At 44.9% G+C, this 24,181-nt stretch carries 22 protein-coding genes; 4 read left to right on the top strand and 18 right to left on the bottom strand.

Annotated features, from left to right (window positions below; all coding sequences use genetic code 11):
• Nucleotides 1-186: 186 nt before the first annotated feature.
• From Q0Y54_RS00535 to Q0Y54_RS00500, 8 genes are all read right to left on the bottom strand, one after another.
• Nucleotides 187-558: a hypothetical protein gene (locus tag Q0Y54_RS00535; protein ID WP_297963179.1), complete on the bottom strand. Its 372-nt coding sequence runs from the start codon at nt 556-558 to the stop codon at nt 187-189.
• A gap of 91 nt (nt 559-649) precedes the next feature.
• Nucleotides 650-808 carry a hypothetical protein gene (locus Q0Y54_RS00530; protein ID WP_297963175.1) on the bottom strand — a complete coding sequence of 53 codons (159 nt, stop codon included), beginning with the start codon at nt 806-808 and terminating at the stop codon, nt 650-652.
• A gap of 74 nt (nt 809-882) precedes the next feature.
• Nucleotides 883-1,056 (bottom strand): hypothetical protein, encoded by a 174-nt coding sequence (locus Q0Y54_RS00525; RefSeq protein WP_297963172.1) that lies wholly within the window; start codon nt 1,054-1,056, stop codon nt 883-885.
• 245 nt (nt 1,057-1,301) lie between these two features.
• Nucleotides 1,302-1,847, bottom strand: a complete 546-nt coding sequence (locus Q0Y54_RS00520) for an RNA polymerase sigma factor (protein ID WP_297963169.1) — start codon at nt 1,845-1,847, stop codon at nt 1,302-1,304.
• Between the two features lie 12 nt (nt 1,848-1,859).
• A complete protein-coding gene (locus Q0Y54_RS00515) occupies nt 1,860-4,541 on the bottom strand; it encodes an NHLP bacteriocin export ABC transporter permease/ATPase subunit (protein ID WP_297963166.1) in 2,682 nt (893 codons plus the stop codon).
• A 53-nt stretch (nt 4,542-4,594) separates the two neighbouring features.
• A complete protein-coding gene (locus Q0Y54_RS00510) occupies nt 4,595-6,799 on the bottom strand; it encodes an NHLP family bacteriocin export ABC transporter peptidase/permease/ATPase subunit (protein ID WP_297963163.1) in 2,205 nt (734 codons plus the stop codon).
• A gap of 5 nt (nt 6,800-6,804) precedes the next feature.
• Nucleotides 6,805-7,764: a biotin/lipoyl-binding protein gene (locus Q0Y54_RS00505; RefSeq protein ID WP_297963160.1), complete on the bottom strand. Its 960-nt coding sequence runs from the start codon at nt 7,762-7,764 to the stop codon at nt 6,805-6,807.
• Between the two features lie 2 nt (nt 7,765-7,766).
• Nucleotides 7,767-8,930 carry an efflux RND transporter periplasmic adaptor subunit gene (locus Q0Y54_RS00500; protein WP_297963158.1) on the bottom strand — a complete coding sequence of 388 codons (1,164 nt, stop codon included), beginning with the start codon at nt 8,928-8,930 and terminating at the stop codon, nt 7,767-7,769.
• A 99-nt stretch (nt 8,931-9,029) separates the two neighbouring features.
• Between Q0Y54_RS00500 and Q0Y54_RS00495 the strand changes: the two genes are divergently transcribed.
• A complete protein-coding gene (locus tag Q0Y54_RS00495) occupies nt 9,030-9,218 on the top strand; it encodes a hypothetical protein (RefSeq protein WP_297963155.1) in 189 nt (62 codons plus the stop codon).
• A 434-nt stretch (nt 9,219-9,652) separates the two neighbouring features.
• On the opposite strand, the gene Q0Y54_RS00490 is transcribed toward Q0Y54_RS00495, so the two are convergent.
• The 6 genes from Q0Y54_RS00490 to Q0Y54_RS00465 form a co-directional block, all read right to left on the bottom strand.
• The gene (locus tag Q0Y54_RS00490) at nt 9,653-10,054 is read right to left on the bottom strand and encodes a thioesterase family protein (protein WP_297963152.1); all 402 of its coding nucleotides are present in this window, start codon (nt 10,052-10,054) and stop codon (nt 9,653-9,655) included.
• Nucleotides 10,055-10,119: 65 nt separating this feature from the next.
• The gene (locus tag Q0Y54_RS00485) at nt 10,120-10,509 is read right to left on the bottom strand and encodes a polymer-forming cytoskeletal protein (RefSeq protein ID WP_297963150.1); all 390 of its coding nucleotides are present in this window, start codon (nt 10,507-10,509) and stop codon (nt 10,120-10,122) included.
• Between the two features lie 24 nt (nt 10,510-10,533).
• Complete coding sequence (locus tag Q0Y54_RS00480; protein ID WP_297963147.1) at nt 10,534-11,469, bottom strand: peptidoglycan DD-metalloendopeptidase family protein; 936 nt, start codon at nt 11,467-11,469, stop codon at nt 10,534-10,536.
• 92 nt (nt 11,470-11,561) lie between these two features.
• The gene (locus Q0Y54_RS00475; RefSeq protein WP_297963144.1) at nt 11,562-12,068 is read right to left on the bottom strand and encodes a DUF4446 family protein; all 507 of its coding nucleotides are present in this window, start codon (nt 12,066-12,068) and stop codon (nt 11,562-11,564) included.
• 20 nt (nt 12,069-12,088) lie between these two features.
• Nucleotides 12,089-13,126: a ParB/RepB/Spo0J family partition protein gene (locus Q0Y54_RS00470; protein WP_297963141.1), complete on the bottom strand. Its 1,038-nt coding sequence runs from the start codon at nt 13,124-13,126 to the stop codon at nt 12,089-12,091.
• The gene (locus tag Q0Y54_RS00465; protein ID WP_297963138.1) at nt 13,119-13,877 is read right to left on the bottom strand and encodes a ParA family protein; all 759 of its coding nucleotides are present in this window, start codon (nt 13,875-13,877) and stop codon (nt 13,119-13,121) included. The genes Q0Y54_RS00470 and Q0Y54_RS00465 overlap by 8 nt, the downstream gene beginning before the upstream one ends.
• A gap of 179 nt (nt 13,878-14,056) precedes the next feature.
• On the opposite strand from Q0Y54_RS00465, the gene Q0Y54_RS00460 reads away from it, so the two are divergent.
• Nucleotides 14,057-14,725: a vitamin B12 dependent-methionine synthase activation domain-containing protein gene (locus Q0Y54_RS00460; protein WP_297963135.1), complete on the top strand. Its 669-nt coding sequence runs from the start codon at nt 14,057-14,059 to the stop codon at nt 14,723-14,725.
• Between the two features lie 527 nt (nt 14,726-15,252).
• Nucleotides 15,253-17,628 (top strand): homocysteine S-methyltransferase family protein, encoded by a 2,376-nt coding sequence (locus Q0Y54_RS00455; protein ID WP_297963131.1) that lies wholly within the window; start codon nt 15,253-15,255, stop codon nt 17,626-17,628.
• Between the two features lie 688 nt (nt 17,629-18,316).
• Here the strand turns inward: Q0Y54_RS00455 and Q0Y54_RS00450 are convergent.
• A complete protein-coding gene (locus Q0Y54_RS00450; RefSeq protein ID WP_297963128.1) occupies nt 18,317-19,489 on the bottom strand; it encodes a phosphoribosylaminoimidazolecarboxamide formyltransferase in 1,173 nt (390 codons plus the stop codon).
• Between the two features lie 139 nt (nt 19,490-19,628).
• On the opposite strand from Q0Y54_RS00450, the gene pfkA reads away from it, so the two are divergent.
• Nucleotides 19,629-20,591 carry a 6-phosphofructokinase gene (gene pfkA / locus Q0Y54_RS00445; protein ID WP_297963125.1) on the top strand — a complete coding sequence of 321 codons (963 nt, stop codon included), beginning with the start codon at nt 19,629-19,631 and terminating at the stop codon, nt 20,589-20,591.
• Nucleotides 20,592-20,779: 188 nt separating this feature from the next.
• On the opposite strand, the gene Q0Y54_RS00440 is transcribed toward pfkA, so the two are convergent.
• The 3 genes from Q0Y54_RS00440 to mnmG all read right to left on the bottom strand — a co-directional run bounded on the left by Q0Y54_RS00440 (nt 20,780) and on the right by mnmG (nt 24,100).
• On the bottom strand, nt 20,780-21,241 hold the full coding sequence (locus tag Q0Y54_RS00440; protein ID WP_297963122.1) for a hypothetical protein: 462 nt from the start codon (nt 21,239-21,241) through the stop codon (nt 20,780-20,782).
• A 247-nt stretch (nt 21,242-21,488) separates the two neighbouring features.
• Nucleotides 21,489-22,208, bottom strand: coding sequence for a 16S rRNA (guanine(527)-N(7))-methyltransferase RsmG (gene rsmG / locus Q0Y54_RS00435; RefSeq protein ID WP_297963119.1), 720 nt, complete (start codon nt 22,206-22,208; stop codon nt 21,489-21,491).
• Complete coding sequence (gene mnmG, locus Q0Y54_RS00430; RefSeq protein ID WP_297963116.1) at nt 22,205-24,100, bottom strand: tRNA uridine-5-carboxymethylaminomethyl(34) synthesis enzyme MnmG; 1,896 nt, start codon at nt 24,098-24,100, stop codon at nt 22,205-22,207. Before mnmG ends, rsmG begins: the two co-directional genes overlap by 4 nt.
• Nucleotides 24,101-24,181 lie beyond the last annotated feature (81 nt).

Raw genomic sequence — 24,181 nt, 5'->3', positions numbered from 1 at the left:
CATATATGCACATTTATGAAAATAATACTGTATACAATCCCAGTAAACCCTTGTCTTTTCTGCTATAGCCTCATTTTATTTTATATAACATAAAATGTATATTATGTATTGTATTTTGGCATAAAATATATATCAAAAAAACCGCTGGCTTCATAACAAAGCCAACGGTTTTCATTTCATTTTATCTTAAATCATTTCAATACTGGAAGCTCCGCCAGGACGAATGGTTAACGAGTAAACCCGATACAGGTCCAAACCGTACCAATAATCCTCAGCTCCGTTATCATAAACTACCTTAACATCCCAATACTGTACCCCATCCCGTGGGTCAAAGCCGATAAAAATATCCTGACCTGGAGCAAGAACGTGATTAGGACCAAGCTCATCCTGATAAATCCAGTTAGATTCATGGGTTGGGCTCAGATAAATATAGGATATGGTCCTGCCAGTACCATTAATCAGGCTAAAATCCTGACTACCGGCCAAGGCCGTCCCCTGAAAACCAACAGCCATAACTACTGCTACCAGGAATACCTTCAATACGTTTACGAATCTCATAGTACATACCTCCTTAAATTTGTTGTTACGTACAAACTCTAATATGATTATAACTCAATTTGTAAATAATTTCACTTAATTATTTAAATATTTATGCTACCCTGCCATCCAAGGGTTTCTTATTCTTCATATCCTTACCCCTGTTATAGCTGGCAAGGCCCTTTTTAATCATCGGAATCATAAGCTCCACGGTTTTTGCTGCGGATGACTCCTTCAATTCCTGTTCTTCCATCATTTTTTCCATTGCCATAATATAAACGCCCCTTTCCAACAATACTATTAATTAACCATCCGTCGCTTTTACGATTGTATATGGTCACAATACTAATTGGCCAGCTCTGTAAAATGCTTCAATGCTATGCTGATATCATCCCGATTTACCCAAATTCCCTGGTCTTCCAGGATGGTATTTACCGCCTCCACGCGATTAGCACCCTGAAATTTTGTCGTATCAAACCTTTTAAGGACACTGATAATTACCTTAGTCAATTCCTGCATATCCACCGACTCCTTTCCTATGCCTGATTAACTGTCTTACAACCTTATATACGACTGTCCGGCCAATCCATTACAAAAAAATAAAAAAAATCTGGCTGCGCAGGCCAGTTCAATCTCCCGAATAAAAAACATAGGAAACCTCGTGCGAAACGTTATTTCCCACTACGCCCTTACAACGAAATCTAAAGCTCTTCTGCATCCTTCGGATTTGATTTGCTAAGATTTCGTATTAAAAAAAGGACGGGTTAATCCCGTCCCAGAATTTTTCGCAGGGTCCCCATGGCCCGAAAGAGAATTACCCCCACATTGGCCGAGGATATACCAAGTGTATCAGCAATTTCCCTATTATTCATATCGCCCCAAAATTTTAATTCAATAATTTCCTGCTCCCGTTGGGATAATTTTCCCAACGCCAGCAACAGCTCCCTTTTCCCATCCTGCTCCAGCAAATGACCATCCGGAACCTCCTTATCATCTACCTTGGGAGAGAACACATCATCCCATTCCACATTTTGCCGATGGCTTTGCCAACGATAATAATCGGTCAGGGTACGCATGGCTATACGGCTTAACCAGGTGGCAAAGGAGGCCTTACTGCTGTCAAAGCTGTCCAGATGTCCCACCATTTTCTCAAAAACATCGCTGACAATATCATCGGCAATAGAGGCATTCTTTACCCGGGCGTAGATTAAATTGTATATTTTGGAAAAAAAATGCTCATACAGCTCATCAAAAGCTGCATCATCATGTATGGCCTTTCGGGCTATACCATTCCAATCCTGTTCATCCATACTTTCCTTCTCCTATGCTACCTGACGCTTTACCAGTTTGGCAAATATTCCATCCCTGGCCAACAATTCCTCATATGTTCCGCTTTCCACCAAATATCCCTTGTCCATGACCAAAATCCGATCACAGCCCCTTATGGTGGACAACCGATGGGCGATTACCAGCCTGGTGGTTTTCAATTTATTCAGGCTGTTGGTTACAATGGCCTGGGTCCGATTATCCAGTGCACTGGTAGCTTCATCAAAAATAATAATAGCCGGCTTGGCCGCCAGGGCTCTGGCAATCATTATCCGTTGACGCTGTCCCCCGGAAATATTGTTGGAGCCTTCACTAATGACTGTCTGCATACCCATGGGCATGGCCCGGATATCATCGGCAATCCCCGCTGCTTCTGCCGCCACCCAGGCATCATCCTGGGTAAGGGCAGTCTGTCCCACAATATTGGTAAATATATCGCCGGTCATCAGCTGGCCATTTTGCAATACCACCCCCATTTGCGACCGTACAGAGGGTGGTGATAATTCCGCCAGGGACTGACCGTCATAATATATGGCACCGCTTTTAGGCTGCTCAAAGCCCAATAGCAATCGTACCAGTGTTGATTTACCACAACCGGAATGGCCCACTATGGCCACATTTTCCCCTGCCGCAATTTGAAAGGTTATATCATGGAGGACATCCTTCTTATCCTCGCCATAGGCAAAGGTCAAATGACTCACCTCTATGGCACCGGATAATGGTTCAGCCTCCACCTTGTCACCGGTGGTTTCCGGAATCTCATTCAATATGGGACGAAGATTTTCTATATGGGGCTGAATAGCAAAACAGGAACCAATCAAGGGTACAAACGCCTTTAAGGAGGCGTTAAATGCGGTAAAGGCCGCCTCAAAGGCCAGAAACTGGGCATATCCCATGCCTCCGGCAGCCGTGGAGGCCACCGTCCCCTCCCTCAGGGGCTCCTGGAGGCCATTTACTGCCATATAATACAGCACCATAGTCAAAATAAAGGGCTGGGCTGCTCCTATAATTGTATTATAGTTGTTTTGCCATCTCAGGGCCAGATTCCACCTCCAGGTTTCCCCAAAAACCTTACTCCATAGATGAAAGGCCTGTTCCTCCGCTCCATGGACTCTAAATTTGGCCAGACCGGTAAATAGCTGCTGCACCAGGCCTGCCTCAGCATTATTGGCTGCGATTAATTTACGTTGAAAGAACAATACCCGCCCGTAAATCATGGCCGTTATCATGAACCATACAGCCCATACAGCCACAGCCACAGCCGTCAGCTTAAGGCTGTACCAGCACATCAGAAACAGACTCCAGAAGGAAAATACCGTGTTAAATACCGTGGAAACAAAATTACCGCTGACCACCTCCTTTACCATTTCAATGCCACGCATACGGCTGGCTAATTCACCGGAGGTAAACTGACGGAAAAATTTTTCCGGCAAGGTCAGCAGCCTGCCCCAGAGAGCTGCCTCCACTGACATATCCAATCGGGTGCTTATACGCATTACCGCCACCATCCGTATCATACTGAGGGCGGCCATGGTAAAGCTGGTAACCATAATAACCTGGGTAACGGATACCAGTCCCTTCCGATCCATTATAGGAATGATATTTTGAAAAATGGTTTCCGTAATGATAGGACTCACCAGGGGAATAAGTCCCGCAATGAAGCTCACCAGCAATATAGTCCGATAATCGATTTGCCAGCACTGACGAAACATAAACCTGATCAAATCCTTTATGGACAGCTTACGGCGCGGAAAACCGGCATAACACAGGAAGGCATCCACATCCAGCTCATCGGCCAGTTCACCGGTGACCGGTATCCCCTCCGGCTCTCTCCTGGTTATCATAACATAGGTACTGGGGGTCTTGGGAATAAGTGCAGCCATTTCCTTTTTCTCCCCAAAATAACCGATCATAGGGCCACAATCCTTTGTATACCACCCCCGCTCCAGCTTCACCAGCCGCAGCTGAATATTGGCCTTTTGGGCCACCCGGCGAAGGAGATGGATTTTGTCCAATTTTTTGACAATTTCCGGGGACAGTCCTATATCGGCCTCACCCATTGACAGGGCCTTTTCTATCAGACGAATGATAAAGCTGGCTTCCTCCAGACTCTTGCCCCGCTGTTCAGTACTGTGCTCTTCGTAAAATATTTCATCCTCGCCTAACAGATTGTTGATTGCATCATCTATCAGACGCTTCTTCTGCTGGTCGATAATATGATGCCGCCGTTCCAGCCGCCTGTCGGCAGACAAAAAACGGATGCCCTGGAGCATGGCAAAAATACCCTGATTTTCTTTAAAATGGCTATACAGGTCCCTGCTGCTGCCTGCACAGCCCTCCAGCATCTCCGGCCCGGACCACTGCAGCAGCGTATTGTCACCCATATCGGCCAATCGCTTTATCCATTTAATGCTGCCCAGCTTCAAAAACCAGCCCTGGAGACAATGCTGCAATTCGTCAGCTGATATATCCGTAAATTTAATTGCCCTGAGCCGGCAATCCTCCAAGCCATACAGGAGTATATTGACCTCCCCAAATTCATCCAAGGCCGGAAATACACTATCTCCCGGGCTTAATGAAAAAAGATATTCCTGGCGATATGAGCTCTGGTGGGCAGTAACAGCATAAACCTCCACCTGTCCTGTTTCCAGCAGCAAAAATTCTTCTTCATTTGTCATTCGCCAGCGCTTTCCCGCTTGTAATTCCATACCATCACAACTCACTAAAATAATTATGAACTTCGTTCTTTAATCAATCGGCGATAAGGCCCATCATGCTTTATCATATCCCGGTGGCGTCCACGCTCCACCACATGGCCCTTATCCAATACCAGTATTTCATCAGCATCCCGAATGGTGGACAATCTGTGGGCAATAATCACACAGGAACATCCCCGATGCCGGATATTACTCAGAACCTGTTCTTCCGTAACCGGATCCAGGGCACTGGTGGCCTCATCCAAAACGAGAAGAGAAGGATTTACAGCCAGGGCCCGGGCAATCTCCATCCGCTGACGCTGACCACCGCTGAAATTCAGGCCACCCTCGTCAACCTGGGCCTCATAGCCACCCTCCAGCTGAATTATATCATCGTGGATACATGCATCCCTGGCAGCGTTAATAATGTCAATCTGGCGCAGTGAATCATCGAATAGACCAATATTTTGGCCTACAGTGCCGGTGACCTGGAAAACATCCTGATCAACTGCCGCCAGGGAGGAGGTGATTACCTTCCGTGAAAGCTGACGGCGGGGTTTGCCATCAAACAGCACCTGGCCATCCCACTCCCCATATAAACCGGTAATGAGCTTGGCCACAGTGGATTTACCACTGCCTGATGCTCCTACTATGGCCACCCAATGACCAGGCTTTACGTGAAGATTAAAATCTTTAAGCAAAGGCTCCTCCAGGGGATTGTAGCCAAAGGTAACATGCTCCAGGGTTAATTCACCTGAAAGACGCATTTGTGACCCATCTGTTAAGGTAGTATCCCCGTATTCCTCGGGATAATTAAGGGTATCAATATTGTAGCAGCGCACATCGTTCAGCCGCTGCAGCTGCATTTCCGTGGTCTGCAGGCTGGTATATAAGCCCGTCAGATTGTTCACCGGAGCCTGAAAGCTGTTCATTAAATGCTGAAAGGCCACAAACATACCGGCAGTCATAGCCCCATCCATAATGGAAAAACCGCCAAAGGTCATGATAATAGCCCCATTTAACCCGTTTAACAGAGCAGGAAGCATGGTTACCGACAGCATCCACAGCTGGGTTTCCTGCATTCCTGCCAATACCTTGGCCCGATAGCCGGACCATTTCATGAAGAAATCACCTTCATTGCCATTGGCCTTTATGCTGTCAATCATAGACAGCCCGTTTATACTGGCTCCATACTCCTTGCCTGCATCCTGCTGAATACGCATGGCCAAATCCGTCATATGACGGCGGGTTAACACAAGAACTCCTACATTCATGGCCAGAAATGCAATACCAATAATGGTTAACAGCACATTGTATTGCAGCAGAAGCAACAAAAAGAAGAGGGCCACAAAGGCGTCCAGTACGGCCGTGGCCGCACTTCCGGACAAAACACCTGCCACCGCCTCATTCATGCTGATACGCCCTGCCACCTCAGCCGCATACCGCTGATGAAAGAACTGCATAGGCAGCCTTAGCAAATGCCAGAAAAAGCTGGATGAATCGGCCAGGGTCATCTTTTGCTGCCAACGGGTGAGGATTACCGATCTGAGCCAGGTCAATACCGCCGATACCACAAAGGATAGGGTAATGGCTATGCATAAATTCGTCATCCAATCAGAATGCTTACCCGTCAGAATATCATCCAAAAATATTTGGCTGAACACCGGTGCCGCCAAGCCGGGAATAATCATAAATAAGCCCAATAAAAGCAGGAAGCACATTCCCCATTTATCCTGCCACAGCTTTTTCCCGACGGCCTTGAATACGTTATATCGATGGCCCTCCGGTTTAAAGCCGGGCCCCGGCTTAATAGTCAGGGCAATACCCGTATAGGAGGTTAAAAAATCCTCCCACTCCACGGTGCGCCGTCCCATAGCCGGATCATTTATATAAACCTTGTCCTGTACAATGCCCTCCAGCACCACAAAATGGTTAAATTCCCAATGTATGATCTGAGGAAATTCCTGCTCCTCCCGAAGGCTTTCTGCCTCCCAGCAATAACCGTGAACCTCACAATTACGGGCCTGGGCCGCCCGCAGCACATTGCTGGCTTTACTGCCGTCTCGGTTTACACCGCATTCAGCCCGCAGCTTTTCCAATGGAACCCACATCCCATAATAGGCCAGCACCATGGACAGACAGGCCGCACCACACTCAGTAGCTTCCATTTGCAGTATGGTCGGCACATTAACATGCTTTCCCCCGCCAATATTAAAATATCCCAAAAATTCAAAGGCCATATGACTCACCTATTTCGCAGCCATTGGCTGATTTTATAAAATACTTTTTCCAAGGGAGGACGCCGTTCAATAATAATGGAACCGGTACAAAAGCTGCCTGCCGATACCGGCTTGTGGGGTCCCACCACCGAGGTCCATAAATAACCGGAGGGGGATTTTTCATCCTTAACCAAAACAAATCGCACCTCCATAACTGCCCCCTGGCCACTGGCCATCAATCGTTGGGACAATTCAGGATTACCCAGCTGCTGCTGAATTGACCGCAGGGATACGGGATAGCTGGACACAGTACGTACTACCCCTATCAGGCTGCCTGATTCCTGGGCATCTACTCCGCTGGGCACTATCTGGATTGTCTGTCCCGTCTCAATCTGCTTTCCCTTATCCACCGGAACGTACATAACCCCCATCAGGTCCGTATTCTTTTGGGTCAGGCGGACACTGCAAATTGGACTTCCGCTGTCAATAATACTTCCCCTGCGGACCATCAGCTCATCCACAATACCATCATATTCGCTGAATACATCCCGGGACTTTTCCTGTTTGTACAATTTATACCGATATTTATATACCTCACTGGCAGTATCCTGCATGTTGCCCGCCAGCTGGGATTCAAACTGGGCCATATTGGTATCTGCCGATTGATCGGACTGATCAAGGCGGGCAATCAAATCTCCCTTTTTTACCTCAGTGCCCTCACGAACATAGACGTTGGTTACCTTACCTCCGGCCACATGTGTAATATTAGCTACTCCGCCATAGTCCATAATCATCCCCACACCATCAGCCCTGACGGTGAGGGAACCAAAAATAGACCACATGACCACAGACAACAGCAGCAAGCCGACGGCCAACAAGCCCATCCAACCAATAGGGGTAGTTATGGGCAAAAGCATATCCAATCGGTCCGGTGACCTTAATTTATCCAAGGCCGCCCGACTAAAAATTTTGCTTCCATCTGCCATGGCTAGTTATCCTCCACTATAATTTCGATTTTTGTTCCTTCATCAATGCCCTCTGTATCCGAGGTAATAACTATATCACCAGCCGCCAGTCCGCTTTTTATTTCCACATATTTACCGTCAGTCACACCGGCTTCCACCCGCCGAAAGGCCAGGCGATTATCTGAATCCAGCACTGCCACCTGCTTTCTGGATTCATTGATAAAGGCTTCCACGGGAACAGTCAAACACTTATGAGGTAAATCAGAATACAGACGCACCTTGCTGTAGGCCCCAGGCTCCAGCAGACCTACCCGGTTATCAATCTGCCATATAACCTGGCGAATGGAGGCCTCTTCTCCCAGATCCGGTGTTATTTTTTCCACCTTGGCCTTAAATACCTGATTGGCGCCTAAATTCCCCGACGCCAAATTGGCACCATAGGATTTGTGCATTCCCGTCTCGTCGCTGACCGTCAGTTCAAATTCGCGTCCTATATATAGCCTCCTGGTAAATATATCCTCCAGTGTACTGTTAAAGCTTAAATGGGAAAAATCACCCACCAGGGCTACAGCCGTTCCCGCTTTAACATAGGCCCCGACTGTATGATAGAGGTTCAGTACCTCACCCTTGATTGGGGATTGGATAATCTCCCTGGATTCATGTACCATCAGCTGATCCCGTTGGGCCTGATAATTGGCCAGCCGGGCCTGGGCAGCCTTGTATGCAGCCTCTGCCTCCTCATATCTCTCCACAGAAATGGCATTTACCTCCAACAGCTGACGATATCTGTTATAAGAATTTCTGGCCTTGACCAGCTGGGCCTCAGCATCAAAAATATCACTGTCCGATTGACGCATTTTCAATGGAAGATTTTCGTCCATCAGCTGCAATATTGGGGTATTTACATCAACATTGCTGTTTTTTTCCACAAAGAAACGAACTATACGGCCATCCTCCAGGGCCACCACATCTGTCATATCATTGGAATAGAGATTGACTAAATCCAGCTCCACCATAGGCAATAGCTGTCTTTCCTTTGCCATAACCCCGGTTAATGGCAAATGGTGATTGGCCATACGCTGGGAGATTTCATTTTCCCCACGGGTATTCAGATAAACACCATAACCCAGTAAAGCAACTATTAATGTGATAATAATGCCTATACCTAAATAAAAATATATCTTCATTATAAACTTCCACCAAGCTAAAAAAAATTTGTAATACTCCTGCCAATTATTCGTATGTTATGATAGAATAAGAACATGGAACAGATAGGAGTGAGTATTATGAGCATTCAGGATGAATTACAAAATACAGATTTTTCCCACTTAAGCAAGATTAAGACCAGTCTCAAGACCCGTCTCCATGATATTCGTCAGCAAAAGCGTGAATTATCCTGGGATGAACTGGACGGTCTGGCAGCTGCCGGAGGCCAAAATCCTGTTAATCCCTTAATGCCAAAGAAGCCGCTGTAATGGCTGACTTCCTGCCAATTTTATATATATTGAGGACTGTGTACAATATTGCTGTATACAGTTTTTTTTCTAAATTTAACCCCACGCCAACGGGTGCTAATTCTCCCTCCTCTTAGGTGTGAGAAAATCCCCCATAGCGGTCAGTGTCAGCTGCTCAGCTAAGACCATGGTCTTGCTTTACAGGACACTTTCCCATGGGACGTATTAACCAATAGGCTTTGCCTCTTGGATACGTCCGCAAAGCTCTGGATTAATTCGGATGCATTCAGTAGACGTATAAATCTCCCACCGAATTAGTCTTATTTAATTATAACGCCATTGCACAAATTTTTCTTCTAAAAGAAGAAAAATATTCCGTCATACCTTTTCATAAAAAATAACAGGTGCCATGTGAGCACCTGCCATATTTTTATCAATGTGCATATTGTATCAAATCACAGCTTACCGGAAGCCTTGGCCATAAATTTTTCACTCATGACGGCAAAGCGTTCGTGTGTACCAGAACCAATTTCTTCCTTATCATCAAAGGCCCGAACCTTAAAGCTTATCTTCCGGCCATCCACAGCCGTAACCTCTGCTTCGGCCCGCACAGCCAACCCCACCGGGGTGGCAGCTGTGTGCTGTACATTAATGGATATGCCAACCGTTGTCCAGCCCTCCTCCATAAAAGGCTCCAGTGCTTCAGCAGCTGCCTTTTCCATAAGACAGGTCATGGCCGGCGTGGCATATACCTCCATACAGCCACTTCCCATAACCTTGGCTGTATTTTTTGGCCAAACCTGTTCCTTCACTGTATTTTTCAAGCCTACTTTAATTTCTTTTTTTAAAAAATCCATTACAAAACACCTTCCTTTTTGGAATTAAAGCCATGATGAAAAGCATCTCATCATGGCTTTAATTTTTAACCTTCCAACGCAGGGTCATTGCGTCTAATCTCGTTCATCTCACTACGTCCCCGGAATAATCCGCCGTCGTCGATTTTCAGGCTGCCTACCTTAACATCGCCTATAAGCTGTCCGGAGGAGCAAATTGACAAGCAGTTTTCAATGGTTGCATTACCATCGACCTTGCCGTATATCACAAGATCAGGGGCTGTAATATCCCCCTTTACATGACCATTTTCACCGATGATAACCGTAGCTGCGACAGAAATGGAACCTTCAACAGTGCCATCTACTCTTATACTGCTGCTGCCACTTATTTCTCCCTTTACAGCAGTATTTTCTCCTATAATAGCTTCTATATCGTTTTTTGTAGAAGCATCCAGCTGCTTCTTTACCATTCCGAACATTTTTAATCTCCTTATATAAAACGGTTACCTGATATAACCTGCAGGATTTACAACCTGTCCATTTACCCGAACCTCATAATGAACGTGTGGACCGGTACTAAATCCGGTACTTCCCATATAAGCGATAACCTGTCCCTGCTTCACATGGTCTCCTGCGCTGACCACAACCTGCTGCGCGTGACCATACCGCGTCATATAACCATTACCATGGTCAATATCAACCATATTTCCGTAACCGCCGGAATTCCATCCAGCCACTGTAACTACACCGTCAGCAGTGGCAACAATCGGCGTGCCATAATCATCAGCAATATCTATACCAGGATGGAAATCTGATCCACCCCATCTCATGCCATAAGGGGAACTTACATCACCTGTGGAAGGCCAAATAGAAGGCGTAGTATGCTGTATAGCCACCTGTTGCTGTACCAGCCGCTTCTGCTCATTCAACATGTCCCTGAGCCTGATGAGACTATCCCGACGCACAACCACCCTTCTTTCAACATCATTAAGGGCATTGCTTACGTCCTGAATATCCAGGGCCTTATAGGGGCCACCCTGGCCATTGTGAGTGCCATCACTGCCGTTGCCGGTAGCATCCACACTCTCTGTGCCACCAATACCGGTAAGCTGCCGCAGCTCCTTCTCAATCTGCCCCAGCTGCTCCACCTCACTTTGAAGATCAGTGGCCTTTTTTGACAATTCCAAAAGCTGCTCCTGCTGAAGGGAATTTGCCTCCTTGAGCTTCTCTATCTGAGATGCTTCATTCCTAAGGGAATAGCTGCTGTATACAGAGTAGCTGAAGGCACCCACCAACAGCAAAACCACGGTGGCAACAGATATAGCGGCAGCCTTTATCCATCGCATGGGCAAATGTATACTATGTACATTTGAACCCTGATGGGGAATTATCTTGATTGTATATTCGCGATTATCCGTACTTTTCTCGTCCTTATCCAAATATAAGCCTCCATAAAAAAATAAAAAAGACTCTACTAATAGCTAAACTATTATATCATAGAGCCTTTTCCTTTTCAATTAATTAATATTGTTTAGCTTTGGGCCATGGCCTGCTTTAATGCTTCCTCTTCCTCTCCAGTCATGGCATAGGTGGAGGTACCGGAGGTAATTGGCTTGACGTAGCTTCTGGAATCCTCTCTGCCAAAAATACTTGACATTACCACACCATTATTATCAGAATCAAGCATTGCCACTGCATAGCTTAAATCGCTGCCCATATCCTCAAAGGCCCTGAACCGGACCACAGCCACCTTGGTAATGGCCTGTTGAAGAAGTGCACGGGCACTATCCAGATCCTCCCGCAATTTTTTATTCTCATCAGAAACTGCCTTGGCATCATCTACACAGCCGATAATCAACCGTTCCAGATTGGCACCATCTACCCCGGTCATCATCTTCTTGTATCGTTTCTTCATGTAATTAATATTATACATAGCATTTATCATCATCAGGTACATAACAATCATCATTATACCCAACACAGCCACCATGTAGCTGAGATTATTGACGACAAATTGCATTATTTCCGTATTTTCCATTAATAAACTCCCCATCATAATTACACATTTAATTTACCTGTGGTGGAAAATTCTCTAAGCTTTTTTAGCTTTTCCGCAGCATCATTTGAAGTCAGCTTGTCCGATAATAAAGCAATCAGTCTTTCCAATTCATACTGTGAGGTAAAATCAATTTCAAGCTTTTTCTTCTTGCCTGTTCCCTTTATATGAACTGAGGTGCCGAGAAGCATTTTTAATTTATCCTCAGCATCCAATATGAACAGCCGCTCGGGGTCGGTATCCCTTCCCGTTGTATCAATTTCCTTTTCCTCCAGGTAATCAGGATGCTTTAAAAGCTGTTTAACCAGTGTCTCTACCTTACGTACAGACAAGTCATTGTCTATTATAAAGTTTGCTGCCTTTTCTTGCAAGTCCATATCATCAATAGCCAGGAGGGGCTTGGCCTGCCCCATGGAAATCTTATTCTCCGTCAGCATAGTCTGAATTTTTTCAGACAGCTTTAAGAGCCGGAGAAAATTTGCAATATGGGAGCGGCTGCGCCCAACCTTTTTCGATAACATATCCTGAGTTAAACCGTAATCTGTTAAAAGATGGTGATAAGCATTGGCTTCTTCAACTGGGTTCAGGTTTTCCCGCTGAATATTTTCTATAAGGGCAATTTCTGTCATTTGTGCATCATTGTATTCCTTTACAATGGCTGGAATTGTTTTTTTGCCGGCCAATTTTGATGCTCTAAGCCTTCTTTCACCGGCAATCAGCTCGTAGCCGGCAGCTGTTTTTCTCACAATTACCGGCTGAATTACCCCATATTCCTTTATTGACTCCTGAAGGGCATTTAATGCTTCTTCATCAAAATCTGTACGTGGCTGATTGGGATTTGCCTTGATGGAAGCAACCTCTATGTCCTGAATTATATCATCTGCAGCCTGAATATTATTGTGGGCAGGCGTCACCCTGTTACCCTTCCTCGTACCTGATTGTTCATGGGCTGTATATTGCTTGGTAGGTTGATTGGATGCTGTATTACCGAGACCCAAGGCGTCAAGACCACGACCTAAGCCACCTTTTTTCTTAACCATTATCAATAACCTCCTGTGCGAGTTCCATATATGCCTGTGCACCCTTAGAGGCTGGATCATAAGAAAAAATTGGGCAGCCATAGGAAGGTGCCTCACTAAGCCTTACATTTCTTGGAATAGTAGTATTATATACCTTATCGCCAATATAATTGCGAACCTCATTCTCTACCTGCTGGGAAAGATTGGTGCGGGAATCATACATGGTTAGTACCACGCCTTCAATATATAAATTTACATTTATTCGTGACCTGACCATTTCAATGGTCTTAAGCAGCTGGGATAATCCCTCCAGTGCATAGAATTCACACTGCAGGGGAATTAAAACGGAATCAGCAGCTGCCAGGGAGTTTAAAGTCAAAAAACCCAGGGAAGGAGGACAATCGATAATTATGAAATCGTATTTTTCCCTAACTGTATTTATTCCTCTTTGTAATCTATATTCCCTGTCTTCAAGGGAGGATAATTCTATTTCTGCACCAGCCAGGCCAATCTGTGATGGCGCAATATCTATTTTGTAATCAGTGGGTAATATAATGTCAGAAATATTCCATTCATCAATTATAATATCGTACACACTGAGTTCCAATTCCTGTTTATTTATACCAAAGCCACTGGTGGCATTTCCCTGTGGGTCACAGTCTACCAACAATACCCTTTTACCCTTTTCTGCCAAAGCAGCACTTAAGCTGACGGATGTAGTTGTTTTGCCTACACCGCCTTTCTGATTTGCCACTGCAATTACCTTGCCCATTAAGTCACCGACCTTACTATATATTTTTACTATATTATTGTACCATTATTGAATATTTTTTTCGATAATAAAATTAAAACTTATTTTCATGGTATGCTCATTTCATTACTGATAAGATATAATAAGATTGGTTATAGAATTGTTTCACGTGAAACAATTCATAGTTTTGAGGTGATATAATGGCAATTTTCAATGCCCCCTACTATAAAATAGATAAAGAGGAAACAAAACGATATGCTGGTCTGCAGCAAACCACCTTCAATGAGGAAATAATTGAAGAGGCATGTGACCTGGCCAGACTCCTTATTCATCCAACAGGAAACTGGGAAATATATGATTATGATGACCATAGCCAAACCATCTATTCAGATCCACCTTTTTACCTGGAAGGAAGCTCTATAAAAAACCACCTGCTAGGCTGCACCAAAGTAGTCATCCTTACAGCAACAGTTGGACAGGAAATAGAAGAAAAAATTACAGCATTATTTAAGGAAGGAAAATATACCCTGTCCCTCCTTCTGGATGCAGCAGCCACCACTGCCGTAGAAGAAAACGCCAATCTTATGGAAAAGGCCATATCTGAAAGGGTGAACAGAGAAGGATATATTATGAAATGGCGTTTTAGTCCAGGTTATGGGGACTGGCCAATTGAACAACAACCGGAAATGATTAGGACTGCAAAGGCAGATACAATTGGTATACATCTTACTGAGTCCATGATGCTAGAACCACGTAAATCAATAACAGCAATTATAGGCTTATACTTAATAGAAGAAAGCTGTCCAAGAGACACAAAAACGCACGATTGCAGCAACTGTACAAAAACCGACTGTTTAGCTAGGAAATAAAAGCTTGCATGTAATATTGTAAACCTATATACTTTCTAGTATACCTATTATGTAAATAATCTTGATGCTGGCGGTAGGCAGTTACCTTCAGCCATGGACTCATGGCTAAAACTATTGTTTTGCCATTAATTAGTCATCAAGAAAAATCCAAACTCGCGACGTTTATACTGTTTTTGTATGTCGCTCAAACAGTGGATGTTTTCTTGATGTGTAAGAATGCAAAAAATAGTTTTTTACGCCATTCGCCAAATGCTTCAGGTAATCTGCCTACCGCCTATCATGTACATATTAACTATATAGCTGTAGTAGTCATGTGGGTGATTTCATGAATAAACGTAGCTTTAAAATGTCACATCAGCACATCACTTATATAAGTATATATGAAGTGGCTGACGGTCGCGAAGCCTGTCAATTCAGAGGAGATGCCAATCCCATTCTTGATGTGACACTAGCGAAGTGCATGAATGGAACACCCACATGACATGACCTGAAATAATACAATTACTCATATCTTAAGGAATGATTTTATGATTCATATATTTGATGGTGCCATGGGCACAATATTACAACAAAAAGGACTGCTTCCACCAGGATATTGCCCGGAACTGCTTTGCATAGATAAACCGGAGGAAATAACTGCCGTTCACAAGCAATACATAGAAGCAGGCTCCACCATTATCGAAACTAATACCTTTGGTGCCTCACCATTAAAGCTGGCTCACTATAATCTAAGTCACAGAGCAAGAGAAATAAATATGGCTGCTGTCAAAGCAGCCAAAGCCGCAGCCGGCAGCACAGTCAAGATAGCTGGAAGCATGGGCCCAACCGGTAAATTTATAAAACCTCTTGGCGATTTAGATTTTGAAGCTGCCTTTGAAAACTATAAGTTACAGGCCAAAGCCCTGGCTGATGGCGGTGCAGATTATATTCTCATTGAAACATCGATTGATTTGCAGGAAATGCGTGCTGCCCTGCTGGCTGCCAAAGAGGTCACCAATCTTCCAATAATTTGTCAGCTTTCTTACAGTGAGGACGGGCGGACTGTTACCGGCACAGATCCACAAACTGCTGCTATAACCCTGGATGCCATGGGTGCTGATATTATTGGTATTAACTGTTCCCTTGGACCAGAGCAGCTTGTTCCCATTGTAAAAATTTTATCTGAAAATACGGAAAAACCAATTAGTGTACAGCCAAATGCCGGATTACCTCAGCTGGTAAACGGAAAAACCACCTTCCCTATGGGCCCTGAGGACTTTGGTAAATGGGCACCAAAATTGCTCATGGCCGGAGCAACCTACATAGGTGGCTGCTGTGGTACTTCCCCAGCCCATATTTCGGCTATAAAAAATGCCCTAAAGGATTACCAGGAACCAGCCTTCAAGCCACTGCGCCGCCGACTTATGTTATCCAGCCGCAGCAAAACAGTTGTGATAGATAAAGAGCTTCCTACAGTATTAATTGGTGAACGGATTAACCCTACAGGACGTAAAAAATTGGCTGCAGAAATTAAGGATGGCTCATTTCTTTCGGTAAAAAAAGAGGCTATGGACCAGGTAAAGGCAGGGGCAAGACTGCTGGATGTAAATATGGGCGTAGGTGGTATCCACCAGGCCAAGGCCATGAAACGGGCCATAACAGAAATATCCCAGCTTACTGATGCTCCCCTGGTGATTGATACCAGTGATCCGGAGGTATTGGAAGCAGGTCTGAGAGCCTATCCCGGCCGGGCATTGATTAATTCCGTCAGCGCAGAAAAGGAACGACTGGATAAATTCATTCCCTTGGCCAAAAAGTACGGAGCAGCTATTCTATGTCTGCCACTAACAGATGAGGGCATACCACAGACCGCTGAGGAAAGAATAAGGGTGATGGATACCATCATAACAGCGGCCAAGAAAGCTGGCCTTAGGGATGGGGATTTTTTGCTGGATGGTCTTGTAATGACTGTGGCCGCTGACCAAAATGCCTGCTTCAATGTATTAAATACATTGAAGCTGTACAGGGAAAAATACGGCTACCCTTCCACCATGGGATTGAGTAATATATCCTTTGGATTGCCCAACAGACCACTTATCAACAGCACTTTTTTTGCTATGTGTCTGGCTGCCGGCCTGGATGCACCTATTATGAACCCATATGATGATCAAATGCAAAATGCCCTGATGGCTTCCATGGCCCTGTTAGGGAAGGATCCCAATGGCCGTGATTTCAGCTCCAACGAAAAAAATCTTGCTGTTCCCAAAAAGGCCGCCTTAGCAAAAACGGAGAAGCTGACTCCCTTGGAGGCCATAAAGCAGGCTGTTATAGAGGGAAATGCCGATGCAATGCCGGAGCTGCTGGAAATGGCCTTCAATGATAATATTGATCCAAATGAGTTAACTGAAAAGGCTCTTACCGCTGCCATGAATGATATAGGTGTGGACTTTGGTGCAGGTCGGGTATTTTTGCCTCAGGTATTGCTTTCCGCTGAGGCAATGCGCAGTGCCTTCAACATTATCAAGGAAAAATTTCCTGCTAAAGAAGGGGAAGGAAAGGGCACTGTAGTATTGGCCACCGTAAAGGGGGATGTACACGATCTTGGAAAAAATATTGTGGGAGCTTTACTGGAGAACAGTGGCTTTAGGCTTATTGACCTGGGCAAGGATGTACCGGCAGAGGAAATTGTGGCCACTGCCATAAAAAATGAGGCTGATATAGTTGGCCTCTGCGCCCTTATGACCACCACCATGACGGAAATTGATGAAGTAATTCGCCAGTTAAAGGAAAGTGGAAATACTTCAAAGGTTATTGTGGGTGGTGCTGCACTAACTCAGGATTATGCAGATGAAGCCGGGGCCGACTTCTATGCCCAGGATGCAGTAATCGCGTTAAATATTGCAAATGATATAATTTCTAAGTAAGCAAGATGAAAGCATAGGGGCTTTCATCAGCCCTTACAACGAAATCTAGAGCTCATCTGCATCCTTCGGATTTGCTTCGCTAAGATTTCATAGTAAACTCCGTGCGAAACGGTTTTTCGCACTACGCCCTTACAACGAACACTAAGCTCCCACTGCGCCGTAGGCTTGTGCTCACTAAATGTTCATAGTAAAAATTATCTAAGAAAAGGGGCATTGCTTTCAGCAAGGGACTCAGGGCTAAAACCATTGTTTTGCTTTTAATTAGTCATCAAGAAAAATCCAAACTCGCTTTGCTCAAACAATGGATGTTTTATCGATGTGTAAGTATGCAAAAAATAGTTTCTTAACGCCCTTCGCCCAAGTGCTTCAAGCAATTGCCCCTTTCTTAATTGTTACTTACATATAAATAAAAAAGCGGGGTAATTTTTTCGCCTGCAATAACGGAGTCCACCTGCCGGAGGTTCATCATGGGCACGAAAGACATTAAAGCCTAGATGTATGTGCGACCATGTCGCCACCGAAGAATCGCATATATATTGCATGATGATTTGGACGGAGGAATGAAGCCGAAAAAGTTTCCCCGCTTACTATTTCCAAATAAAATGTTTCACGTGAAACAATTTCATACACACAAATACCCTGCTCATAGCGAGCAGGGTATTTTAATTATGATATATTTAATTACTAATTAATGATGGAACAGGCGAATATGAGTAAAGGCCATGGTCATTCCGTATTTATCCGCAGTTTCGATTACATTATCATCACGGATAGAACCACCGGCCTGAGCGATGAACTCTACACCACTCTTATGGGCCCGTTCCACGTTGTCACCAAATGGGAAGAATGCGTCAGAACCAAGGGCAACTCCCCTAATTCCCTTTAAAAATTCCTTTTTCTCTTCCCGGGAAAGGGGCTCCGGCTTCTCAGTAAACAGGCGCTTCCATTCATCGGTCTCCAACAGATCCTCCCACTCATCGCTGATATATACATCAATAGCATTATCCCGGTCAGGACGGCGAACCTCCTCCTTGAAGGGCAGAGCCAATACCTTTGGATGCTGACGAAGATGCCATACATCAGCCTTATTACCGGCCAAGCGGGTACAATGTACACGGGACTGCTGGCCTGCACCAATGCCGATGGCCTGACCATCCTTGGCATAGCATACTGAATTGGACTGAGTATATTTTAGAGTAATTAATGCAATAAGAAGATCCCGTTTGGCTGCTTCTGTAAAGCTCTTTGACCTGGTAGGAATTTCCTTTAAACAACCCTGGGTGATTTTTACATCATTTCGCTTCTGCTCAAAGGTAATACCAAATACCTCCTTCTGCTCCAACTCAGCAGGCTTAAAGCCAGTATCCATCTGAAGTACAAGATAGGTTCCCTTGCGCTTTTTCTTTAAAATTTCCAGGGCCTCCGGTGAATAGGAGGGTGCTATTATACCGTCGGAAACCTCCCGGGCCAGAAAAGAAGCTGTCTGAGCATCACATTCATCAGAAAGGGCCACAAAATCACCATAGGAGGACATTCTGTCAGCTCCCCTTGCACGGATATAGGCAGTGGCAATCGGTGAAAGCTCAATCCCCTCTACGAAGTAAACCCTTTGAAGAAGCTCTGATAATGGAGCAGCAACAGCCGCACCAGCCGGGCTGACATGCTTAAAGGAAGCTGCTGCTGGAAGTCCGGTGGCCTCCTTCAATTCCTGAACCAGCTGCCAGCTATTCATGGCATCCAGTAAATTGATATAACCTGGCTTACCGTTCAGCACCGTAAAAGGAATATTCCCATTCTTCACAAATACACGGGCAGGCTTCTGATTAGGATTACAACCATACTTCAATTCTAATTCTTCCATATCTTTACTCCTTTATTAAATTTATAAACTGCGCTATAATATCTTCAAGGACGTATCAGCTACGTCATTATTACAGCCACGAATTTACTGTAACATCAGTATGTTTTTTTGTCAATAAAACTTACAGGGGGTATATAGTATGTTAAAAAGCATTGGCGTATTGACCAGCGGCGGAGATAGCCCTGGTATGAATGCAGCACTTCGCGCAGTTGTACGTACTGCACTTTTTGAAGGGGTAAAGGTATGGGGTATTTATAACGGCTACCGTGGACTTCTGGATGAGGAAATCGAGGAAATGAACTCCAGAAGTGTAAGTGATATTATTCAACGGGGAGGTACCATACTTGGTACAGCCCGTTGCAAACGTTTCATGACTGAAGAAGGACGCCGACAGGCCTATGAAAACATGAAAAAACGTGGCATCGAGGGACTGGTTGTAATTGGTGGCGATGGCAGTCTCCGTGGTGCTACCCAGCTCAGTCTGGAAACAGGTGTCCCCATTGTTGGTCTCCCAGGCACCATTGATAATGATGTATGGGGTACAGATTATACCATTGGCTCCGATACGGCAGCCAATACGATTATTGATGCCATTAACAAGCTTCGGGATACTGCCTCCTCCCATAACCGTATTGCTGTAGTTGAGGTTATGGGCCGTCATTGTGGCTGGCTGGCCATGCTGGCCGGTATTGCCGGCGGTGCAGAATTTATTCTTGTACCGGAGGAGGAATATGATCTTGATGATATCTGCAACGGTATTATAAAATCATATGAGGAGGGACGCCGCTACTCATTGGTAGTAGTTGCCGAGGGTGTTGGAAGCTCCCTTGATATTGGCAAATACATCGAAGAGAAAACAAATATGGATGTTCGCGTATCCGTATTGGGTCATATCCAGCGGGGTGGGTCCCCTTCTGTACAGGATCGGGTAAAGGCCAGCCAGTTAGGTGAACGGGCTACTCTGGCCCTAATTGCCGGACAATCCGATGTGGTATTTGGCTTCAATCAGGGCAAGGTGGTGGCCATTGACCTCCACGATGCTATAACCAATAAAAAGAAAATGAATGCAGAATTCTTCCACCTGGCCAAGGAATTAAATTAATATTCTTTTTCCACAGGTTATTAACATATGTATATAAAAAATCCTGAGTTTCACCGTAAATATTGGTGTTCCTCAGGATTTTTTTTGCTTTTCTTACTATTTTGATTACGTTATCCACAATTTTATTAACATATTCACAGCTTTGTTCTATTTATCTGTGGATATGTAGAAAAATCTGTGGATTTCTTTTAAAGCTTACCCATTTTTATAACTTCCTTCAATACACGGGCAGTAAACAGGCCTTCAATAACATCATCAATGGTCTTCCAGGTATTGTTTTCATTTGATGTACCATATTTATCAATCACAGCATGGTATACGATATCCTCCACACTTTCCGGTATCAAAGACTCCCAATTGTTGTGGTCGTATTTAAGCTGCTTCACATTATTCTGGGGCCGTCCCCCCTCTACCTCGATTTCACAGAGAAACTGAATTTTCCTGTTCTGAGGATCAACTAAATAATGCTCCAAAAAATAATGGGAATCGTCCATTTCAGGACTGTATATATCTTCACCGGCATATTCATATGGAACCATCTTTACCCAGGCCTCAAGAATATACTTATCAAAGGTATATGGCCGTCTTACCCAGCCGGAATCCTGCTTGTCCAGGTAATATACATAGGAGCTATCCTCGGCAAATTTCATAAATCGGCTTATTGAATTACTGACAGTACTGTCTTCCTCCCCAGAGGCAGAGCTTCTTGTGTCAGGGGGCTGAAGAACAGCCGTGCCGGTATCTTTTGAAGCACTTACAACACTAATGCTAAGTAATATAGATATAAAAGTAAAAAGGAAAATAATATTTCTTTTCACCACAATCACATCCCGTCTGTGTAATATATCAACAACTCAACAATATCATATCACACTTTAGACAAAAACTAAATCCTTACTATTCAATGGGGCTTTTATCGGGAGTTCCGGCCTTACGCGGATAGATTTTAGGGGTACTATTTTCTTTTTTTACGTAAATAACCGCCCGCTTGTCATCAATATAGGGAAGCTTTACCTCAACACATTCTGCCTTACCTCCGCCCAAAACAGCCAGGGCCTTGGTGGCTGACTCTGCTTCCTCACCGTATTTCATCCCCTTTAAGGCAGCAAAGGTTCCTCCCTTTTTTACAAAGGGCAGACAGTATTCGGCCAGCACCGGCAATCTGGCCACTGCCCGTGAAACCACCAAATCAAATTGTTCTCTCAGCTGCTTATTTCTGGCTCCCTCCTCCGCACGGGCATGGATACACTCTACTCCATGGAGGGCCAATTCGTCCACAACCAGCTGAAGAAATTTAATACGCTTATTTAGGGAATCCAACAAGGTCAGCCGTATATCAGGTCGAAAGATTTTCAGAGGAATACCTGGAAAGCCGGCTCCGGTTCCCACATCAATAACCCTGATATTATTATCAAAACGGTCATCATCCCAGCAGGTCAGGGAATCTATCATATGCTTTACCGCCACTTCCCGGGGCTCCGTAATGGCTGTAAGATTAATTTTTTCATTCCATTCTATCAACAGCTGGAAGTATTTATCAAATTGTTCCAGCTGAACCTCGGTAAGGGCAAGGCCATATACAGCTGCTCCATCCCTCAGACATTCCTTAAAGCTCATTTTTGGGTCTCCTCTATTCTCTTTTGCTGCTCCAAATATATCATCAATACAGAAATATCTGCCGGAGAAACACCGGATATCCGGCCGGCCTGACCTATGGACCTTGGTCGTATATCCGCCAGCTTTTCCCTGGCCTCATCCCTGAGATTGGCCACCTTATCATAATCAATTGATTCAGGTATCAGCTTTTCCTCCAGCCTTTTCATTTTTTCCACCTGCTCCAGCTGCTTCTTGATATATCCTTCATAGGTTATGGATATTTCCACCTGCTGCTTGGCCTCTTCGTCAATATCCGGCAAAGAAAATATTTTCTTTAATTTATCGTAATCGATATCGGGACGCTTCAATAAATCATATAGGCTGATGGTGTTACGGATTTCCTCAATACCGTTTTTGGCCAATAAATTTAATGTTTCCTGATTTGGATTAAGCTTTTTTTCCTTTAAAAGCTGTACCGTATCATTGATAACCGCCATTTTTCGGGTAAATCGCTGCCAGCGGTCATCCTTCACAAGTCCCACCCGTCGGCCCAATGGAGTCAGCCGCTGATCCGCATTATCCTGACGTAAAATCAGGCGATATTCAGCCCGTGAGGTCATTATTCTGTATGGCTCACTAGTACCCTTGGTAACCAAATCATCTATCAATACACCAATATAGGCATCAGACCGCTTCAGAATAATTGGCTCCTCTCCCTTTACCTGCAGGGCAGCATTAATGCCGGCAATTATTCCCTGGGCTGCAGCCTCCTCATAGCCGGAGGTTCCATTAGCCTGTCCGGCAGAGAACAAGCCGGATATTTTTTTTAGCTCCAGAGTTGCCTTAAGCTGCAGTGGATCAAGACAATCGTATTCAATGGCATAGCCAGGCCGCATTACCTTGGCATGCTCCAGACCGGGAATAGTATGAAGAAAGGCTATCTGCACATCCATTGGGAGGCTGGTGGACATTCCCTGCACATATACCTCATTGGTATGCAACCCCTCAGGCTCCAGAAAAAGCTGATGGCGTTCCTTATCCGGAAATCTGATAAGCTTGGTTTCAATGGAAGGACAATATCTTGGCCCAATTCCCTTGATAATACCATTGGCCATAGGGGCCCGGTCTATATTGTCCATAATAATCTTGTGGGTCTGGGCATTGGTATAGGTAAGCCAGCATGGAGTCTGCTGACGGGTAGTAATATCACTCATAAAGGAGAAATTTCTGGCCTCCTCGTTGCCAGGCTGAATTTCCATTTTATCATAGTCCAGAGTTCGGGCATCCACCCGGGCCGGAGTACCGGTCTTAAACCGCATCAGCTTAATACCAGCCTCCAACAGGGATTGGGATAAATTTTCTGCCGACCGTTGACCGCTGGGACCACCGGAATAGGTGTGTAGGCCAATAATAATCTGTCCCTTCAAATAAGTTCCAGTGGCCAATATAGCAGCCTTACACAAATACTGCTCCATATTTTCCGTGATAATGCCCTTTATCTGATTATCCTCAATAATAAGCTTATCTATCATAAGCTGCTTAACATCAAGGTTTTCCGTATTTTCGCATACCTCCTTCATGCGAAACTGATAATGCTTTTTGTCTGCCTGGGCCCTGATGGCATGGACAGCCGGGCCCTTACCCGTATTCAGCATCCTGAACTGGATACAGGTTTCATCAGCATTAATGCCCATTTGTCCGCCAAGAGCATCCAATTCACGGACCAAATGCCCCTTGGCGGGACCCCCAACCGACGGATTGCAGGGCATAAGGGCAATATTATCCATACTGAGAGTGGCCAGCAGGGTGCTGCAGCCCATTCTGGCTGAAGCCAGGGCTGCCTCCACTCCGGCATGACCGGCACCTATTACAATAACCTCATATTCTCCGGCTATAAAAAGCTTGTCACTCAATTCTAATTCCTCCCAAACACCTCATCCGCCTGCCGGCCTCGTCACCTACGGAGCGTTCCTACTGGTGCCATTAGGTGTATC

Origin of the sequence: uncultured Anaerovibrio sp., assembly GCF_947302755.1 — a bacterium.
In the GTDB taxonomy this organism is placed as follows: domain Bacteria; phylum Bacillota; class Negativicutes; order Selenomonadales; family Selenomonadaceae; genus Anaerovibrio.
Note: the sequence above shows the minus strand (reverse complement) of the source record. Positions and strands in the feature narration are given on the sequence as shown.